Origin of the sequence: Hartmannibacter diazotrophicus (genome assembly GCF_900231165.1) — a bacterium.
GTDB classification, from domain to species: domain Bacteria; phylum Pseudomonadota; class Alphaproteobacteria; order Rhizobiales; family Pleomorphomonadaceae; genus Hartmannibacter; species Hartmannibacter diazotrophicus.
Genome location: NZ_LT960614.1, coordinates 3,112,555 through 3,128,699, shown reverse-complemented (window position 1 = coordinate 3,128,699; position 16,145 = coordinate 3,112,555). Strand labels below are relative to the sequence as shown.

Annotated in this window: 14 protein-coding genes and 1 tRNA gene; 5 read left to right on the top strand and 10 right to left on the bottom strand. The window is 64.0% G+C overall.

Features of this window, described 5'->3' with window-relative positions; genetic code table 11:
- Complete coding sequence (gene lipB, locus HDIA_RS14630) at nucleotides 1-711, bottom strand: lipoyl(octanoyl) transferase LipB (protein ID WP_099556836.1); 711 nt, start codon at nucleotides 709-711, stop codon at nucleotides 1-3.
- Between the two features lie 93 nt (nucleotides 712-804).
- Here lipB and HDIA_RS14625 point away from each other — a divergent pair, with 93 nt between their 5' ends.
- Nucleotides 805-1,086 carry a FliM/FliN family flagellar motor switch protein gene (locus HDIA_RS14625; RefSeq protein WP_099556835.1) on the top strand — a complete coding sequence of 94 codons (282 nt, stop codon included), beginning with the start codon at nucleotides 805-807 and terminating at the stop codon, nucleotides 1,084-1,086.
- A 67-nt stretch (nucleotides 1,087-1,153) separates the two neighbouring features.
- On the opposite strand, the gene HDIA_RS14620 is transcribed toward HDIA_RS14625, so the two are convergent.
- The 8 genes from HDIA_RS14620 to moaA all read right to left on the bottom strand — a co-directional run bounded on the left by HDIA_RS14620 (nucleotide 1,154) and on the right by moaA (nucleotide 8,750).
- Nucleotides 1,154-1,238 (bottom strand) — tRNA-Leu (locus tag HDIA_RS14620).
- 133 nt (nucleotides 1,239-1,371) lie between these two features.
- On the bottom strand, nucleotides 1,372-2,202 hold the full coding sequence (locus HDIA_RS14615; protein WP_099556834.1) for an ABC transporter permease: 831 nt from the start codon (nucleotides 2,200-2,202) through the stop codon (nucleotides 1,372-1,374).
- Nucleotides 2,202-2,909, bottom strand: a complete 708-nt coding sequence (locus HDIA_RS14610) for an ABC transporter permease (RefSeq protein WP_099556833.1) — start codon at nucleotides 2,907-2,909, stop codon at nucleotides 2,202-2,204. The genes HDIA_RS14615 and HDIA_RS14610 overlap by 1 nt, the downstream gene beginning before the upstream one ends.
- Nucleotides 2,910-3,043: 134 nt before the next feature.
- Complete coding sequence (locus tag HDIA_RS14605; RefSeq protein ID WP_099556832.1) at nucleotides 3,044-3,823, bottom strand: ABC transporter substrate-binding protein; 780 nt, start codon at nucleotides 3,821-3,823, stop codon at nucleotides 3,044-3,046.
- A 218-nt stretch (nucleotides 3,824-4,041) separates the two neighbouring features.
- Nucleotides 4,042-5,352 carry a molybdopterin molybdotransferase MoeA gene (locus HDIA_RS14600; RefSeq protein WP_099556831.1) on the bottom strand — a complete coding sequence of 437 codons (1,311 nt, stop codon included), beginning with the start codon at nucleotides 5,350-5,352 and terminating at the stop codon, nucleotides 4,042-4,044.
- A complete protein-coding gene (gene mobA / locus HDIA_RS26050; RefSeq protein WP_342748047.1) occupies nucleotides 5,349-6,512 on the bottom strand; it encodes a molybdenum cofactor guanylyltransferase MobA in 1,164 nt (387 codons plus the stop codon). Before mobA ends, HDIA_RS14600 begins: the two co-directional genes overlap by 4 nt.
- 103 nt (nucleotides 6,513-6,615) lie before the next feature.
- A complete protein-coding gene (locus HDIA_RS14585; RefSeq protein ID WP_099556830.1) occupies nucleotides 6,616-7,539 on the bottom strand; it encodes a DMT family transporter in 924 nt (307 codons plus the stop codon).
- A gap of 167 nt (nucleotides 7,540-7,706) precedes the next feature.
- Nucleotides 7,707-8,750, bottom strand: a complete 1,044-nt coding sequence (gene moaA, locus HDIA_RS14580; RefSeq protein ID WP_099556829.1) for a GTP 3',8-cyclase MoaA — start codon at nucleotides 8,748-8,750, stop codon at nucleotides 7,707-7,709.
- Between the two features lie 184 nt (nucleotides 8,751-8,934).
- On the opposite strand from moaA, the gene HDIA_RS14575 reads away from it, so the two are divergent.
- The 3 genes from HDIA_RS14575 (at nucleotide 8,935) to HDIA_RS14565 (ending at nucleotide 11,009) form a co-directional block, all read left to right on the top strand.
- Nucleotides 8,935-9,297 (top strand): gamma-butyrobetaine hydroxylase family protein, encoded by a 363-nt coding sequence (locus tag HDIA_RS14575; RefSeq protein WP_099556828.1) that lies wholly within the window; start codon nucleotides 8,935-8,937, stop codon nucleotides 9,295-9,297.
- A gap of 84 nt (nucleotides 9,298-9,381) precedes the next feature.
- Nucleotides 9,382-10,176: a transporter substrate-binding domain-containing protein gene (locus tag HDIA_RS14570; protein ID WP_099556827.1), complete on the top strand. Its 795-nt coding sequence runs from the start codon at nucleotides 9,382-9,384 to the stop codon at nucleotides 10,174-10,176.
- On the top strand, nucleotides 10,173-11,009 hold the full coding sequence (locus tag HDIA_RS14565) for an amino acid ABC transporter permease (protein WP_245883877.1): 837 nt from the start codon (nucleotides 10,173-10,175) through the stop codon (nucleotides 11,007-11,009). Before HDIA_RS14570 ends, HDIA_RS14565 begins: the two co-directional genes overlap by 4 nt.
- Nucleotides 11,010-11,041: 32 nt before the next feature.
- Here the strand turns inward: HDIA_RS14565 and HDIA_RS14560 are convergent, their stop codons facing one another.
- Complete coding sequence (locus HDIA_RS14560) at nucleotides 11,042-13,798, bottom strand: Rne/Rng family ribonuclease (RefSeq protein ID WP_099556826.1); 2,757 nt, start codon at nucleotides 13,796-13,798, stop codon at nucleotides 11,042-11,044.
- 929 nt (nucleotides 13,799-14,727) lie between these two features.
- Here HDIA_RS14560 and HDIA_RS14555 point away from each other — a divergent pair.
- Entirely contained in the window at nucleotides 14,728-16,002 is a 1,275-nt protein-coding gene (locus HDIA_RS14555) for an N-acetylmuramoyl-L-alanine amidase (protein WP_197708031.1), read from the top strand.
- Nucleotides 16,003-16,145: the final 143 nt, after the last annotated feature.

Genomic DNA, 16,145 nt, shown 5'->3' with positions numbered 1-16,145 from the left:
CTATGGCGTGATCGCCGTTGTGGGGCCGAATATCTTCTCGAACTCGGTGCGCATGACCGAATCGACGTCTTCCATCGTCAGCGGCAGGCCGAGATCGACGAGGCTGGTGACGCCATGGTCCTTCACGCCGCAGGGGACGATGCCGGAGAAATGAGACAGATCCGGCTCCACGTTGAGGCTGATGCCGTGGAAGGTGACCCAGCGGCGCACGCGGATGCCAATGGCGGCGATCTTGTCCTCTGCCGTCTCGCCGCGGTCCGGCCGGCGCACCCAGACGCCGACGCGGTCCTCGCGCCGCTCGCCGCGCACGTGGAACTGCCAGAGCGTTGCGATGATCCAGGCCTCCAGCGCCGCCACATAGGCGCGGACGTCCTGCCGCCGGCGTTTCAGGTCCAGCATGACGTAGGCAACGCGCTGGCCGGGGCCGTGATAGGTGAACTGGCCGCCGCGACCGGTCTCGTAGACAGGGAAGCGCTCCGGCTCGACAAGGTCCTCGCGCCGGGCGCTGGTACCGGCCGTATAGACCGGTGGGTGTTCGAGCAGCCAGACCCGCTCGCCGGCCGTTCCGGCCGCGATCGCGTTGACATGGGCTTCCATGGCGGCGATGGCCTCGGGGTAGGGGATGAGGTGGTCCGAGATGACCCATTCGACCGCAGGCGAACCGTCCCGGCTCAGAAAATCGGTCTCGATTTCATCGCGCGCATTAACCATTCGTTCACTCTGCGGTAAGAATGCTTTAACCATGACCCGGAAGAGGCGCCGCGGAGGCTGCGGCGTGGGGACTTCAGAAGGATTGGCGGCCCGATGTCAACGATGGACAAGATTGCGGTAGAAATCTCGGTGATGCTCGGCTCGTCGATTATGCCGGTGCACCAGCTTCTGCGCATGGGCCGCGGCGCCGTGATCGAGCTTGAGACCGGCGCCGACGACGATGTGGACATCTATGCCAACGACATCAAGATCGCGCGCGGTCAGGTGGTGCTGAAGGGCGAGCGCGTCAGCATCCAGATCACCGAGGTTTTGAAGCGCAATCCGCTCTTCCGCTATACGCCGGCGGTCAAGAAGGTGGCCGGCGGGAAAGACTAGAACCGGCACAGGCGCACAAACAAAAACCCCTGGAAAATCAGGATTGCCTGACGTTCCAGGGGTTTTTTGGTGCGGTCGAGAAGACTCGAACTTCCACGGGTTGCCCCACAGCGACCTCAACGCTGCGCGTCTACCAATTCCGCCACGACCGCTTGTCGTTACCGGCTCTCACCGGCGACGCGTGCGATGTAACAAAAGCCATTGGGCGACACAAGCGAATTCGTTGGCTCTGCAATGGATTTTTTCGAACGCCGGAAAAGCCGGCCTGCCGTGCCCGTCTGCGGGTCAATCCTCGGATTTGCGCTTGAGATGGCGGGTCAGCCGGCCTTCCAGCATATCCCAGATTCGGCGGATGACTTCCACCATGGCGAGGTAGAGCACGGCGGCCCAGAGATAGGCCTCGAAATTGAAGGATTTGGAGAAGGCGTAGCGGGTCTCGCCCATGAGATCCAGCACGGTGACGATGGAGGCGATGGCCGAGCCCTTGATCATCAGGATGATCTCGTTGCCGTAGGGGCGGAGCGCAACGATCAGCGCCTGGGGCAGAATCACCTTGAAGAAGGTCACCCATGCGGGCAGGGACAGCGACGCGCCGGCCTCGCGCTGGCCCTTCGGCACGTTGCGGATGGCACCGCTCAGAATCTCCGCCTGATAGGCCGAGGTGTTGAGCGCGAAGGTGAAGATCACGCAGAAGACCGCGTCGCGGAAGAAGCTCCAGAGCCCGACGACTTCGAGGGCTTCACGAAAGGAGCCCGCGCCGTAGTAGACGAGGAAGGTCTGGGCGAGCAGCGGTGTGCCGCGGAAGAAGTAGACCCAGGCGAAGGCGAGGCTGGAGAAAATCCGGTTGCTCGACAGGCGGCCCAGGGTGATCGGCAGCGACAGCAGCGCGCCGATCAGGAGCGACCAGAAGCAGAGCCAGAGCGTGGTCTGGAGGCCGTCCCACAAGCGGGGGCCGTATTTGGCGATGAATTCGCCATCCCAGCCGGACGCGACGGAATAAACGATTACAAGGCCGAGCAGGATCCAGAAGCCCAGGAAGACGTGGCCAGCGATTCGCTTGCCCGTCCAGGGGCGTACCGTGGAGACGGGCGGCGGCAGGGTGTCCGTCGTGCTCATCAGCGAGCCTCCCCGCGCCGTGTCCAGGCCTCGATTCGTCCAATGCCAAAGGAGGAAATGATCGAGAGGACGAGATAGATCATGCAGGCGACGAAAAAGAAGAAGAAGGGCTCGCGCGTGACGCGCGCCGCGATCGAGGTCTGTCGGAGGATATCGGAGAGCCCGATGACCGAGACGAGTGAGGTGTCCTTCAGGAGGATCAGCCAGAGATTCGACAGGCCGGGCAGGGCGAGACGAATGATCTGCGGCAGGATCACGAGCCGCATCGTCTGGAAACGCGTCAGGCCAAGCGCATCGGCGCCCTCATATTGCCCCGAGGCAACGCCCTTGAAGGCGGACAGGAACACCTCGCTGGAAAAGGACGAGAAGACCAGGCTGAGTGCGATCATGCCCGCAACGAAGCTGTTGATCTCGATTGGCGGCAGACCGACGAGAGCAAGCAGGGTCTTCAATGCGATCTGGACGCCGAAATAGATGATGAAGAGCGTGAGCAGCTCGGGCAGGCCACGGAAGATCGTGGTGTAGATATTGGATGCCGTGACCAGCGTCGGCTCGCCGGAATTCTTGGCGAGCGCGATGAAGAAGCCGATGACGAGGCCGATCGGCAGGGTGCAGAGCGCCAGCGAGATCGTCAGCAGGCTGCCGGCGAGAATTTCGTCTCCCCAGCCGTCGGCACCGACGGAAAGAAGCGACCAGAGCGATTCCATGGACCGTCACCTTTCGACCGGACGGCCATGGACGCGATGACGGGTCGTCGCGTCCAAGGCTCGCCCTTGACGGTGCGAAGGCCAGGCGCGGGAATTTTCGTCCGCGCGCCCGGCCAACTCACTTTGCGACTGTGTCAGCCGCCGTAGACGTCGAAGTCGAAATAGGCGTCGTTGATCTTCTTGTAGGTGCCGTCGGCCCGAATCTGATCGATGGCCTTGTTCAGCATTTCCTTCAGATCAGCGTCTTCCTTGCGCACGCCGATGCCGGCGCCGGGGCCATAGATTTCAGGATCCGGGGTCAGCGTGGACAGCACCTTGCAGCAGGCGCCGGCGTCCGTCTTAAGCCAGTCCTTGATGACGATGACATCGTCGATGGCGCCGTCGAGGCGGCCGTTCTCAAGGTCGAGCTGCAGTTCCTCGGCGGTCGGATAGAGCTTCAGCTCGGCACCGGGGAAGTGCTTCTCGATCATCTGGGAGTGGGTCGTCGAGGTCTGGGCACCGATCACAGCGCCCTTCATGTCGTCGGCCGTCGCACCCGTCATCTTGGTGTCCTTGGGCGTAACGATCGCGGGCGGGGAGTTGTAATATTTGTTGGAGAAGTCGATCTGCTTCATGCGCTCGTCGGTGATCGACATGGAGGCGATGATCGTATCGAACTTGCCGGCCTGAAGGGCGGGGATGATGCCGTCCCAGTCCTGCGTGACCCACTCGCACTTGACCTTCATGGCCTCGCAGAGCGCCTTGCCGATGTCGATGTCGAAGCCTTTCAGTTCCCCGTTGCTGTCGATGTAGTTGAAGGGCGGATAGGCGCCTTCCGTCCCCATGCGGACGACGGTCCAATCCTTGGCCTCTGCGGCTCCGGCGGCCATGACGACGACCGCGGCCGCGAGAGCAATACGCTTGAAGAAACTCATCTTCACCTACCTGATGATTTGGGACATCCGCGCGTTGATACCGGTTGCGACCGGCCTCCGCGGCCCCTGGATCCCGTTTGTTGTTGGCGATACCCGGCGGCTTTCCGGAGGGGAAACCTCCCGGGCATCAGGGGCATGATGATACGCATTGCAATAAAGTTGCAACAGTCTCGGGCGTGCCAAAAGAACGGGCAGGAGAGGACTCCGGCCGGTTTCGCCTACATCAGGTCGTCGGGAAGAGCAGTACGTCGCGGAGGCAAGCCGAATTCCGTGAATGGAATGAAGGCGATGGGCTCGCCCGCCGTAACGCTGTGCACAGTCTCGGGGATCTCGATCAACCCGTCGGCGGCGCGAAGCCCGGTGATCAAGCCCGAGCCATCGCGGCTGAATTTTTGAGCGCTCAAATGCCCGTCGGCGTCGGTGGTGAGGATGCCGCGCAGAAACTCGCGGCGTCCGGTCTTGCGCGTTCCGATGGAAAAGCCGGCAGGCACGGGAAAGCGCGTCGGCGCGCGCCAGGCGTGACCGGAGAGCCGTGCGAGCAGGGGCTGGCCGTAGAGCAGGAAGTTGACGAGTGCTGCCACCGGATTGCCGGGCAGCCCGAGGAAGAGGCAGGGACCGATCTGGCCGAAGCAGAGCGGCTTTCCGGGCTTGATCGCCAGATGCCAGAGGTGGCGATGGCCGAGGGTTGCCAGCGCCTCGGCGATATGATCGCCATCGCCCCGGCTGCTGCCGCCGCTGGTCAGGATGAGGTCGTGATGCCTTGCCGCTTCTTCCAGCGCGGCATGAACGAGGGCCGCGTCGTCGGGCAGGATGCCGAGGTCATGGACGACCGCATCCATCGGCGCCAGCAGGTTGGACAGCATCACGTGGTTGGCGTCGTAGACCTCGCCGGGATGGATCGGCTGGCCGGGACGCACGATCTCGTCGCCTGTGGAGAGGAGGGCGACGCGCAGGCGCCGGGTGACCGCGATCTTGGCCATGCCGAGCGAGCCGATGGCAGCAAGCTCCTGCGGTCGCAGGACCGTTCCGGGCGCGATCACGATCGCCCCCGCCGCCACGTCCTCACCGGCATCGCGGCGGTTGGCGCCGGGCTTCAAGCCGGCGGGAACCAGGATCGCCTCGCCATCCTGCCGGCAATCCTCCTGCATGGCGACCGTGTCGGCGCCATCCGGAACGGCGGCGCCGGTGAAGATGCGCACGGCCGTGCCGAGCGTCAGCGGGCCATGGGCGGCCTTGCCCGCGAGGACGCGACCGGAGATCGGCAGGCGGCCGCCAAGGCGCAGGCAATCGGCATGGGCGAAGGCCCAGCCGTCGACGGCCGATGTCGCGGTCAGCGGAACATTGCGCTGGGCAACGACCGTCTCGGCCATCACGCGTCCGACGGCCTGGTCGATCGGAATGCGCTCGCTTGCGGCGATTGGCGGGACACGGTCGAGAATCAGGCGAATGGCCTCATCGTGGAGAAGCAGCCGTTCTTCCTGGCGGAAGCAATCGTCGGAGAAACTCCCGGATATCGGGGCTCCTGTCATGGCCGGGTCTTTCCCGCGGTCATCTGCGCCACGAAGTCGGCAATGTCGCTGATGGCGTCGATGGAAAATCCGGGAAGGCCCTTGAGATCGACGACCGGGTGATCAGCAACGATGGCGACCACGTTCGGCACAGCGTCGACGAGGGGATCGTGGCTCTTTGCCTCGAGGCGGCGGATCTCGATCTTCGGGATCGGCGATTCCTTGAAGCCTTCGGCGATGATGATGTCGGTCGGAGCGAGCCCGGCAAGGATGTCGCCCAGCGGCGGCTCGGGATCGCCGCGCAATTCGAGCTGGGACGCGACGCGGCGGGTCGAGACGAGGCAGACTTCTTTGGCTCCCGCCTCGCGGTGTCGCCAGGAATCGGTGCCTTCGTGGTCGATGTCGAACTTGTGGTGGGCGTGCTTGACGGTCGAGACGCGGAAGCCGCGCGAGACGAGTTCGCTGACGAGACGGACGACGAGGGTCGTCTTGCCGGAATTCTTCCAGCCGGCGACGCCGATCACGGGCAGGCCCGGCGGAATGTCGCCGTCAGCCGTCCAGAAGGCCTCTGCGATCTTCAGGTCGTCGGGCGTGTTGATGTTGAAGAAGGGATCGATGCTGTTGCCGCGGCTCCGGATCGGTTCGAACAGGGCCTCGGCATGCGGGTGGTCGTCGACGAATTTCATGACCTTGCGCTCGCCGGCCGCCAGCACCTCGCGCAGCTTCGGTGCGACGACGAGCGGCCAGAGGGCGCTGACGGGATGAGTGCCGGCGGCAGACCGGGCAACGACGATGTCGCCGGGCTTACCCGCTGCCATCAGGCGCTCGGCAAGGTCGCGCGGAATGAAGGGGGTGTCCGCGGCGCTGGTCAGCACATGGGTGATGCCCGGCAGGTAGCGCGCCGCGAAGGAGAGCGCGGCCTCGACGCCGGCAAGCGGGCCCTGGTGGCCGGAGATCTCGTCGGCCACGACCGGCAACGCGAGGTCCGAGAAACGGGAGGGATCGCCGTTGGCGTTGATGAAGAGGGTGGCGACCTGCGGACGGAGACGGTCGATCGCATGGCGGGCCAGCGTCTTGCCGCCAAGCTCGATGAGGCTCTTGTCGTTGCCGCCCATGCGCCGCGACAGGCCGCCAGCCAGAAGGCAGCCCGCAATCGGCAATCCCGGTTTCCCGCGCTCCACAGTCGTTCTCCTCTGCTCGTCCCGGATGGGAAGCTATGCGGGGGCGATCCGGGCCGCAACCATCCGGGGCGGAGAAGACGTCTTGCCCGCAGGATGACGCAGATCAGCGATTGGTGATCAACGCCGTCGCGGCCCGCTTTTCCGCCCGCTGGCGTATGCGTTCGCGCTGGACCGTGTAAATGCCGGAACCGACGACGATGGCGATGCCGAGGAAAGTGAGCGGTTCGGGAACTTGGCCCCAGATGAGAAATCCGGCGACGATGGCCCATAGGACCTGGGTGTAGCGGAAAGGCGCTACCGTCAGCGTGTCGCCATGGCGCATGGCGACGATGACCATCGTGTAGCCGCCGAGGACGAAACAGGCGCTGCCGGTCAGAAGCAGGAGGACTTCGAGCGTCAGCGGCTGGAACTGCGTGCCGGAAACGGCCTGACCGGCTGAAATGACACCGCCGACGAGCATGACGACGACTGTGGTGATCGCCGTGACGAGAAGCGTCGGCATGGAAGGCGGAAACCGGCGTGTCGCAAGATCGCGCAATGTGACGGAGACTGCCGCGCCAAGGGCCAAAATCGAGAAGATGTTGAAGCCTTCAGCGCCGGGCCGGACGATGATCAGGATGCCGGCAAAGCCCACGGCGACCGCCCCCCAACGGCGCCAGCCGACCTTGTCGCCGAGGAAGACCGCACCGGCGGCCGTCATCATCAGCGGGACGATCTGCATGATCGCCGTGGAGTTGGCGATTGGCATGTGGAAGAGGGCGGTCAGGTAGAGGACCATGGCCCCGACCTCGCCGAGCGTGCGCAGGCCGAAGAGCCCGGTCAAATGCTGCCGGGCGCCGTGAAAGGCCCTGAAGTGCCAGGCAACGGCCATGATGAGCGCGCTCGCGATCAGCCCGCGCACCAGCATGACCTGTCCGAGCGGCAGGTCGCTGCTTGCCAGTTTCATCAGCGTGTCGTTGGTGATGAAGCAGGCGCTCGACGCCATGATGGCGCCGATGCCGATGAGGGTCTGGCGAAAATCGTTCATGGAATGGGAGGTGGCGCTGGCCGGTCCGCAAGGCTGGAATCGAATGGATCAGGCAGCAATGTCCCATTGCGCGGCGAAAGTCGATGCCGGAAAACGCATGGCCGTATTGCACCGGCCTGCATCGCAGACCAGTGGCATGGTTTTCACCCCTCTGTTGCCTGATTGCCTCAGCCGCCGGTCATCGACATGTGACGCGAGACGGCGGGCGCCTTGCGCACGCGGTCAATGATGAAGTCATGACCCTTGGGCTTGCGCGAGATCGCTTCGTCGATGGCGAGCTTCAGGAGATCGTCGCTCTCGGAGGCCCTGAGGGCGGCGCGAAGGTCGGCGGCATCTTCCTGGCCAAGGCACATGAAGAGCGTGCCGGTGCAGGTGACGCGGACCCGGTTGCAGCTTTCGCAGAAATTGTGCGTCATCGGCGTGATGAAGCCGAGCCGGCCGCCGGTCTCCTCCACTTCGACATAGCGGGCGGGCCCGCCGGTCTTGTAGGGGATGTCGGTCAGCGTGAAGCGGTCCATCAGGTCGGCGCGCACGCGGGAGAGCGGCAGATACTGGTCGGTGCGGTCGCCCTCGATGTCGCCGAGCGGCATGGTCTCGATCAGGGTCAGGTCATGGCCTTCGCCATGCGCCCAGCGGATCATGTCCGGGATTTCGTGCTCGTTGACATCCTTCAGCGCCACGGCATTGATCTTGACCTGAATGCCCGCGCGCTTTGCGGCCTCGACGCCTTCCAGAACCTTGTCGAGATGGCCCCATCGGGTGATCTGGTGGAACTTGTCCGCATCGAGCGTGTCGATGGAGACGTTGATGCGCTTGACGCCGCAGTCGGCGAGTTCGTCCGCATAGCGGGCAAGCTGCGAGCCGTTGGTCGTCAGCGTCAGTTCCTTGAGGCGGCCGCTGGCGAGATGGCGCGACAGGTCGTGGAACAGCGTCATGATGTTCTTGCGCACCAGCGGTTCGCCGCCGGTGATGCGCAGCTTGTCGACGCCCTTGTCGATGAAGGCCGAGCAGAGGCGGTCGAGTTCCTCCAGGCTCAGGATGTCCTTCTTCGGCAGGAAGGTCATGTTCTCGGCCATGCAGTAGACACAGCGGAAATCACAGCGGTCGGTGACCGAAACGCGCAGATAGGTCACAGAGCGCCCGAACGGGTCGATCAGTGGCGCGCGCGTATCAAGACCGTCCTGTCCGGTCGGGTGGCCCGGAAATCCCATGAGTGTCTCCCAGTTCGGTCCATTGGTTTATGCAGCGAAGAACGCGGGACCGTTTGACGGCCAACATAATGGCCGTTAGGTCTCCTCACAAGCGATGTAGGAACGGTTCCTCGTCATACCAACTGTTCCGCGATCACGAAAATGCCAGTTCGGAGCCAATCGGGGCTTGTCAGGAGTCGTCGTCATGTCTGCCAGCGGTCATTGGCCCACCGAAATCCGCCTTTCCAAGGACAAGAAGAGCCTGACGGTCACCTTCGACGGCGGCGCGACATTCGATCTTGCGGCAGAATACCTGCGGGTGCTCTCGCCCTCCGCCGAGGTGCAGGGGCATAGCCCGGACCAACGCCAGACGGTGCCCGGCAAGCGCAATGTGCAGATCCTCGGCGTCTCGCCGGTCGGCTCCTATGCGGTGCGGCTGACCTTCGACGACATGCATGACAGCGGCCTCTACACCTGGGACTACCTCTACCAGCTCGGGGCCGAGCACGACCGTTTCTGGACGGGCTATCTGGAGGAACTTGCGGAAAAGGGCCTTGGACGGGGCTAGGGCTCCGTGACATCCTTCGTGACCGTTCCCTGTTTCAGGGGCCTGTCGTGTCTTGTGTCATCATATCTGCTTGCGGAGCTCCCCATGCGGTCCATTCTCGCTTCGACCCTCGCACTTGCGCTCAGCTTCATGGCGGGATCGGCCAATGCCGCCGACCTTCCCGATCTCGGTGGCCGCACCATCGTCGCGGTGACGGAAAACGCCTATACGCCGCTGAATTTCGTCGATCCGAAGACGGGCGAGGGGATGGGCTGGGAGTATGACGCCTTCAACGAGATCGCCAAGCGGCTCAACGCCAAGGTCGACTGGAAGCTGTCGAGCTGGGACGCGATGATCCAGTCGGTGCGCGAAGGCCAGTTCGACGTTGGCATGGACGGCATCACCATCAACGACGAGCGCAAGGAGCAGGTGGACTTCTCGATCCCCTACATGATCTCCGAGCAGTTCATGCTGGTGCGGGCCGACGAAACGCGGTTCACCGACGCCAAGAGCTTCGGCGAGAACCCGGACCTTCTGGTCGGCGCCCAGCCGGGCACGACCAATTTCTACACGGCCGTCTACAACGTGCTCGATGGCAATGAGCAGAACCCACGCATCAAGCTCTTCGAGACCTTCGGGGCCACGGTTCAGGCTCTCAAGGCCGGCGATGTCGACACGGTGCTGATGGACCAGACCTCGGCCAATGGCTACATCGGCGCTTCGCCGGGCAGCTTCAAGACGGTCGGCGGGCCGCTCGGTTCGGAATCCTTCGGCTTCATCTTCAAGAAGGGCTCGGACCTCGTCGAGCCCGTCAATGCGGCGATCAAGTCGATGCAGGACGACGGCACCATCGAGGCGCTGAACAAGAAGTGGTTCTTCGACTACGCGAGCGCCAATTGAGCGAAGCCGGCCCGCGGCCGAAGTCGGCACTGAGGAAGCGGCTTGACCAGCTTCCCTGGTGGCTTGTCGCGGCCGTCATCTGCGCGGTCGGTTTCGCCGTCGTCATTGCAGCCGATGCGGACTATCGCACGATCTTCCACGCCCTTTCCGCCGGCATCGGCACGATGCTCTTCGTCACGGTCGTTGCCTTTTTCGGCGCTGCCGCGCTGGGCCTTGCAATCGCGACGGCGCAATCGTCGCGTTTGCGCATCGTCAGGGAAGCCGCGATCTTCTATGTCGAGATCATGCGCGGCGTGCCGGTTCTGGTGCTGCTCTTCTACATCGCCTTCGTCGGCGCGCCGGCTCTCATCGCCGCCGTCAATTTCGTCATCGCGCCGCTTGTCTCGGCCGGACTGATGAAGGCGGTGCTTATCCGCGATTTCGATCTCGTCTGGCGCGCGATCCTTGCCCTCGTCCTGAGCTACGCCGCCTTCCTGTCTGAGGTCTTCCGCGCGGGCATCGCAGCCGTCGGCGCGGGGCAGGTGGAGGCGGCCCGGGCGCTTGGCATGACGCGCTGGCAGACCTTCCGGCTGGTGGTCATGCCGCAGGCGTTCCGCACGATCCTGCCGCCGCTCGGCAACGATTTCGTCGCGATGATCAAGGATTCCTCGCTCGTTTCCGTGCTCGGCGTCCAGGACGTCACGCAGCTTGGAAAGGTCTACTCCTCCTCGACCTTCCTCTTTTTCGAGACCTACAACGTCGTCGCCTTCATCTATCTGGTGACGACGGTCAGCCTGTCGCTCGGCGTCAGGGCGCTCGAAAAAAAGCTCAGGCGGCAAGGGGATGCCGCCTGAGCCTTTCATGATCTCGATTTGAACAGAGCTCTTCAGAAGAAGGATCTGCGCTGCCACCAGCCGCTGCGCTTGGGACGATCGTCGTCCTCGGGCTCGGGAGCTGATGCAGCGCCCGAGGAGGTGCTGGATGCAGGAGCCCCTGCATCGACCGTCTCAAGTTCCGCCTCGCGGCTTTCCTCAGGCGCTTCTTCGGTCACGGTCTCCGTTGCCGGTTCCTCGGCGGCGGCCGTTTCCTGAGGCTCGGTGCCTTCCTCGGCATCGGGCTGGCTTTCGGCTTCAACCTCGGTCTCTGCATGAACCTCGACCGTTGCCTCAGCCTCATTCGGAAGCTCCGCAGGGCTCTCGGACTGAACCTCAGCCTCCGGAGCGGCAGAGACCTCGACAGCCTCGGCGTCTTCGTCGCCGTTGGCGGTCATCTCGTCCGCTGCCTTGTCCGACTCGCCATCGGCCGCATTGGCGTCCGTTCCGGTCCCGTTGCCACGGCGTCGTCCGCCACGGCGACCGCGGCGGCGCGAGCGTCGCCGCCCATTCTCGCCCTGGCCATCGTCGCCGGCCTGAGCCTCGGCGGTGTCGCCTTCGTCCTCATCGTCCGAGGAGCCCTCGTCGGTCTCGGCTTCCTGCGAACGCTGGGCCTGGGCAGGGGGCTGATCGCCGCCCCGCCGACGCCGGCGCCGACGGCGCTTGCCGTTGCGGCCACGGCTTTCGTCGTCGCCGTCGTCCTGTTCCTCGCGGCTCTCCTCGACCTCTTCGATCTCCTCGACCTCGTCCAGCTCGTCATCCGGATAGACGGTATCGGGATGAATGAACTGCGGGGCAGGGATCGGGTTGGTGATGATCTCGCCGCGTTCCAGCACATAATGCTGGCCGGCCATGTGCTCGTCCGCGGAGATCGTGATCGTCAGGCCGAAGCGCTCCTCGAGCTCGCCCAGATGCTTGCGCTTCTGGTTGAGGATGTAGAGGGCGACCGCGGTGCGCGTGCGGATGGTCAGGTGATGGGTCACGCCCTTCAGCAACTGGTCTTCCAGCGAGCGCAGCACATGCAGCGCGACGCTTTCCGTGGAGCGGACGATGCCGGCGCCAAGGCAGTGCGGGCAGACCTCGGTGGAGCCTTCAAGAACGCCGGTGCGGATGCGCTGGCGGCTCATCTCCATGAGGCCGAAGTGCGAGATGCGGCCGACCTGGATGCGCGCGCGATCGTTCTTCAGGCAGTCCTTGAGCTTGCGCTCGACGGCCTTGTTGTTGCGCGGCTCCTCCATGTCGATGAAGTCGATGACGATGAGGCCGGCAAGGTCGCGCAGGCGAAGCTGGCGGGCCACTTCCTCGGCCGCTTCCATGTTCGTCTGGTAGGCCGTGTCCTCGATGTTGTGCTCGCGCGTCGACCGGCCCGAGTTCACGTCGATGGAGACGAGCGCCTCGGTCTGGTTGATCACCAGATAGCCGCCGGAGCGCAGCGTGACCTGGGGCGAGAACATCGCGTCGAGCTGCGGCTCGACCGAATAGCGCGCGAAGATCGGCGCCGTGTCGCGGTAGGGCTGGACGTTCTTGGCATGGCTCGGCATGAGCATGCGCATGAAGTCCTTGGCCTCGCGATAGGCTTCGTCGCCGGACACAAGGACCTGGGTGATGTCCTTGTTGTAGAGGTCGCGGATCGACCGCTTGACCAGCGAGCCCTCCTCGTAGACGAGCATCGGCGCGCTCGACTTCAAGGTATAGTCGCGCACGTTCTCCCAAAGACGCAGGAGATATTCGAAGTCGCGCTTGATCTCCGCCTTCGTCCGGCTGGCGCCGGCCGTGCGCAGGATGATCCCCATGCCGTCCGGAACCTCCAGTTCCTGGGCGACTTCCTTGAGGCGCTTGCGGTCGGCGGGGTTGGTGATCTTGCGCGAGATGCCGCCTCCACGGCCCGTGTTGGGCATCAGGACCGAATAGCGGCCGGCGAGCGAGAGATAGGTGGTCAGCGCCGCGCCCTTGTTGCCGCGCTCTTCCTTGACGACCTGCACCAGCAGCACCTGGCGGCGCTTGATGACTTCCTGAATCTTGTACTGCCGCATGCGCGGCTTGCGGCGCTCGGGCAATTCCTCGAGCGCATCCTCGGCGCCGACGGACTCGACGCTGTCCTCCTCGTCGGAGGCGTCGTCCTCGTCGTGGTCGTCGTCGTCATGCTGGTCGTCGCGGCGGGCACGCACGGCCTCGCCCTCGTCGTCGGACGCGGCATCGCCGGATGCGGTGTCATCCGCGTCACCCGTGGCCTCATCGTTCGCCGTATCGTCCGAAACGGTCCCCGCACCGGCTTCGAAGGTCTCGACACCTTCGCCCTGATCGAAGGACCTTTCTTCCGCCTCGTCGGCGGCTTCCCTGACGACCGGCTCGTCGCTGCTGGCGGCAACGGTCGACTCGTCGGTATTCTTGCCGTTCGCCGCCGCGTCGTTGTCACGGCTACGGCTGCGGCCACGCGGCCGGCGGCCACGGCGATTGTTCTGGGATTCGGCTTCCTCGCGGGCTTCCTCGGCCTCGGCGTCGAGCAGCGCCTGTCGGTCCGCGACCGGGATCTGATAATAGTCCGGATGGATTTCGGAGAAGGCGAGGAACCCGTGGCGGTTGCCGCCATATTCCACAAAAGCAGCCTGAAGCGAAGGTTCGACCCTCGTCACCTTGGCCAGGTAGATATTGCCTCTTAACTGCTTACGGTTCGCGGACTCGAAATCAAATTCCTCGACACGCTGTCCTTTCACGACCACGACCCGGGTTTCCTCCGGGTGCGTGGCATCTATCAGCATCTTGTTCGACATCAACTATGGTCTCCACGGCGCGCAAAAGCGCGCCCGCTCGCCATCGGGCGATGCGGCGCGATTGCCTGCGGCCGTTCTCGGTATTTGGGAAAGTGTGTTCGGAACGAGGAAGAGGAGCGGCGTCGACAAAACGGGGCAGCGGGAGGAAAAAGCGTCCCGTCGCCTCATCATGTTCTGTCGTTAAAACGTCCGCCCTGATCGCCACGTTCCAATTGTCCGTCGGTCTCACTTGCCATGCAGCGTATGCGCATGGCGAAATTCATTTGCCTTCCGGCGCGACAGCGCCGGGCGGAGCCCTCAAGCTGAAACGGCAACGGCGTGGTTCTGCCACGTTAGGGCAGCGATGCAGTCGAACCGGCGGGTCGTCCAGGCGGATCAACCGGCACAAGCATCCTTCGATGTGATCCGCTCGTGCGTGGCTGCCTCTTTGCCTGCCCGTTTCCATCCGTCGTTTTGCGCCGGACGGCGGGTTCGAGATCGAGCGCAGTGCCGAAAAATTAGGATTCGGACTCCTTGCACTCTTTTAAGCAGCCTTCCAGCAATTGGCAAGGTCTGTCGCGCCGTCCGCGATGTCGCGGCCGTCTCGATCCGGACTTTCTCCCGCGACGCATCTGAGACATAGTGCGGGCAGCGCCGACAGCGTGCCGCCGAAGATGGCCGGAGCTATTTTTCGGGCACCTTTCCGGCCAAAGGTGAGGCCGTGGGGTGCCCGGAAAGTGGGGCGAGGCCCGGCTTTTTGGTGGATCTCTCGCCCTCAAGCCGGCCCTTGAGGGTGACACGAGATAAACAAATGGTTAACCAACGTCGCGTATCGATCAGTCATGTTGCGCGGCCATGATGCTGAAGCGAAGCCCCAGGGGTATCCGGTGAGCGGAGTGGAATGCAGGCCAGTTCGCCGCGCTGACCGCGGCCCATAAGAAACAAGCGTGATGTCCAGGCGTCAGTCGACCCGCAAATTCTTCCTCATGGCTGCCGGCCTCGTGACGGCGGCCCTTTGCGCGTCGGTGCCCGCTGCTTTCGGAGCGACGTCGGACACCGAGCAGGTGGATTCGGCCAGCCGTCCGGTCGTTGCCAGGGACGCGCGGATCGTCGGCGATGCCGCCCGAACCCGTTTCATCATGGACCTTTCGCAGGGGATCGACATTTCGGTCTTCACCTTGGACGATCCCTACCGCATCGTCGTCGATCTGCCGGAGACGGCCTTCGAGTTGCCCGACGGCGTCGGCGACGCAGGGCGCGGATTGATCGAGGGCTTCCGTTTCGGGATGATCGGACGGGGCAAATCGCGGATCGTGATCGACGCCAAAGGGCCGGTCTCCATCGACAAGTCCTTCATCCTGCCGGCCGTCGAGGGGCAGCCGGCGCGCCTTGTCATCGACATCGTCAGCGTTTCCCGCAAGGAATTCGTCGCCGAACTCGCCCGCTCGGCGACCGCCCGAAAGGCCATGGCCGAGGTTGCCGTGTCGAAGTCCGACCGGCTTCCGTCGGGCCTGGTCAATGCCGACCGCATTCATCCGCTCATCGTCATCGACCCGGGGCACGGGGGCATCGATCCCGGCACGGTCGCGCCCGACGGGGAGCGCGAGAAGGACATCGTCCTTGCCTTCGCCAAGGCGCTGAAAGCAAAGCTTCAGGCGAGCGGGCAGTTCGACGTGCTGATGACGCGCGACGACGACAGTTTTATCAGTCTCGGCGATCGTGTGACATTCGCCCACGATCACGAGGCCGATCTCTTCATTTCCGTGCATGCGGATTCGACGGGCGAGCACGACGTTCGCGGCGCGACCGTCTACACCCTGTCCGATAAGGCGTCCGACCGGCAGGCGGCCGCGCTTGCGGCGAAGGAAAACGCCTCCGACACGATTGCGGGCGTCGATCTCAGTGACGAACCGAAGGGTGTCGGCTCGATCCTGATCGACCTTGCCCGGCGCGAGACGCGCAACTTCTCGCTCTTCTTCGCGCGGGATCTGGTGGCGGGGCTTTCGACATCGACCCGCCTGATCAAGAATCCGCATCGCTCGGCAGGGTTCCAGGTGCTGCGGGCGCCTGATTTTCCCTCGGTGCTGGTCGAGCTTGGATATCTTTCGAATGCGCAGGACGTCCAGATGCTGACGTCCGACGACTGGCGCGACCGCGTGACCGATTCGATCGTCGATTCGGTCCGCTCCTTCTTCGGCCATCGTGTTGTGTCGGCTGCCCAGTGAGATCCTGGTTGCAACCAACCTGTTGAGTTTGCGTTATTTGTAGTGTTGCAGGCGACAGTAGGCCTCGACATGTGACATAAAAGACACCAACTCATCGAAGCTTTGCCACAAATCGCGTGGAAAAGGGATTGAGTGGCGGTCGG

What these genes read in the sequence shown, in the direction of transcription:
- lipB (WP_099556836.1), bottom strand. Translation starts at nt 711, where the DNA reads ATGGTTAATGCGCGCGATGAAATCGAGACCGATTTTCTGAGCCGGGAC.
- HDIA_RS14625 (WP_099556835.1), top strand. Translation starts at nt 805, where the DNA reads ATGTCAACGATGGACAAGATTGCGGTAGAAATCTCGGTGATGCTCGGC.
- HDIA_RS14615 (WP_099556834.1), bottom strand. Translation starts at nt 2,202, where the DNA reads ATGAGCACGACGGACACCCTGCCGCCGCCCGTCTCCACGGTACGCCCC.
- HDIA_RS14610 (WP_099556833.1), bottom strand. Translation starts at nt 2,909, where the DNA reads ATGGAATCGCTCTGGTCGCTTCTTTCCGTCGGTGCCGACGGCTGGGGA.
- HDIA_RS14605 (WP_099556832.1), bottom strand. Translation starts at nt 3,823, where the DNA reads ATGAGTTTCTTCAAGCGTATTGCTCTCGCGGCCGCGGTCGTCGTCATG.
- HDIA_RS14600 (WP_099556831.1), bottom strand. Translation starts at nt 5,352, where the DNA reads ATGACAGGAGCCCCGATATCCGGGAGTTTCTCCGACGATTGCTTCCGC.
- HDIA_RS14585 (WP_099556830.1), bottom strand. Translation starts at nt 7,539, where the DNA reads ATGAACGATTTTCGCCAGACCCTCATCGGCATCGGCGCCATCATGGCG.
- moaA (WP_099556829.1), bottom strand. Translation starts at nt 8,750, where the DNA reads ATGGGATTTCCGGGCCACCCGACCGGACAGGACGGTCTTGATACGCGC.
- HDIA_RS14575 (WP_099556828.1), top strand. Translation starts at nt 8,935, where the DNA reads ATGTCTGCCAGCGGTCATTGGCCCACCGAAATCCGCCTTTCCAAGGAC.
- HDIA_RS14570 (WP_099556827.1), top strand. Translation starts at nt 9,382, where the DNA reads ATGCGGTCCATTCTCGCTTCGACCCTCGCACTTGCGCTCAGCTTCATG.
- HDIA_RS14560 (WP_099556826.1), bottom strand. Translation starts at nt 13,798, where the DNA reads ATGTCGAACAAGATGCTGATAGATGCCACGCACCCGGAGGAAACCCGG.
- HDIA_RS14555 (WP_197708031.1), top strand. Translation starts at nt 14,728, where the DNA reads ATGTCCAGGCGTCAGTCGACCCGCAAATTCTTCCTCATGGCTGCCGGC.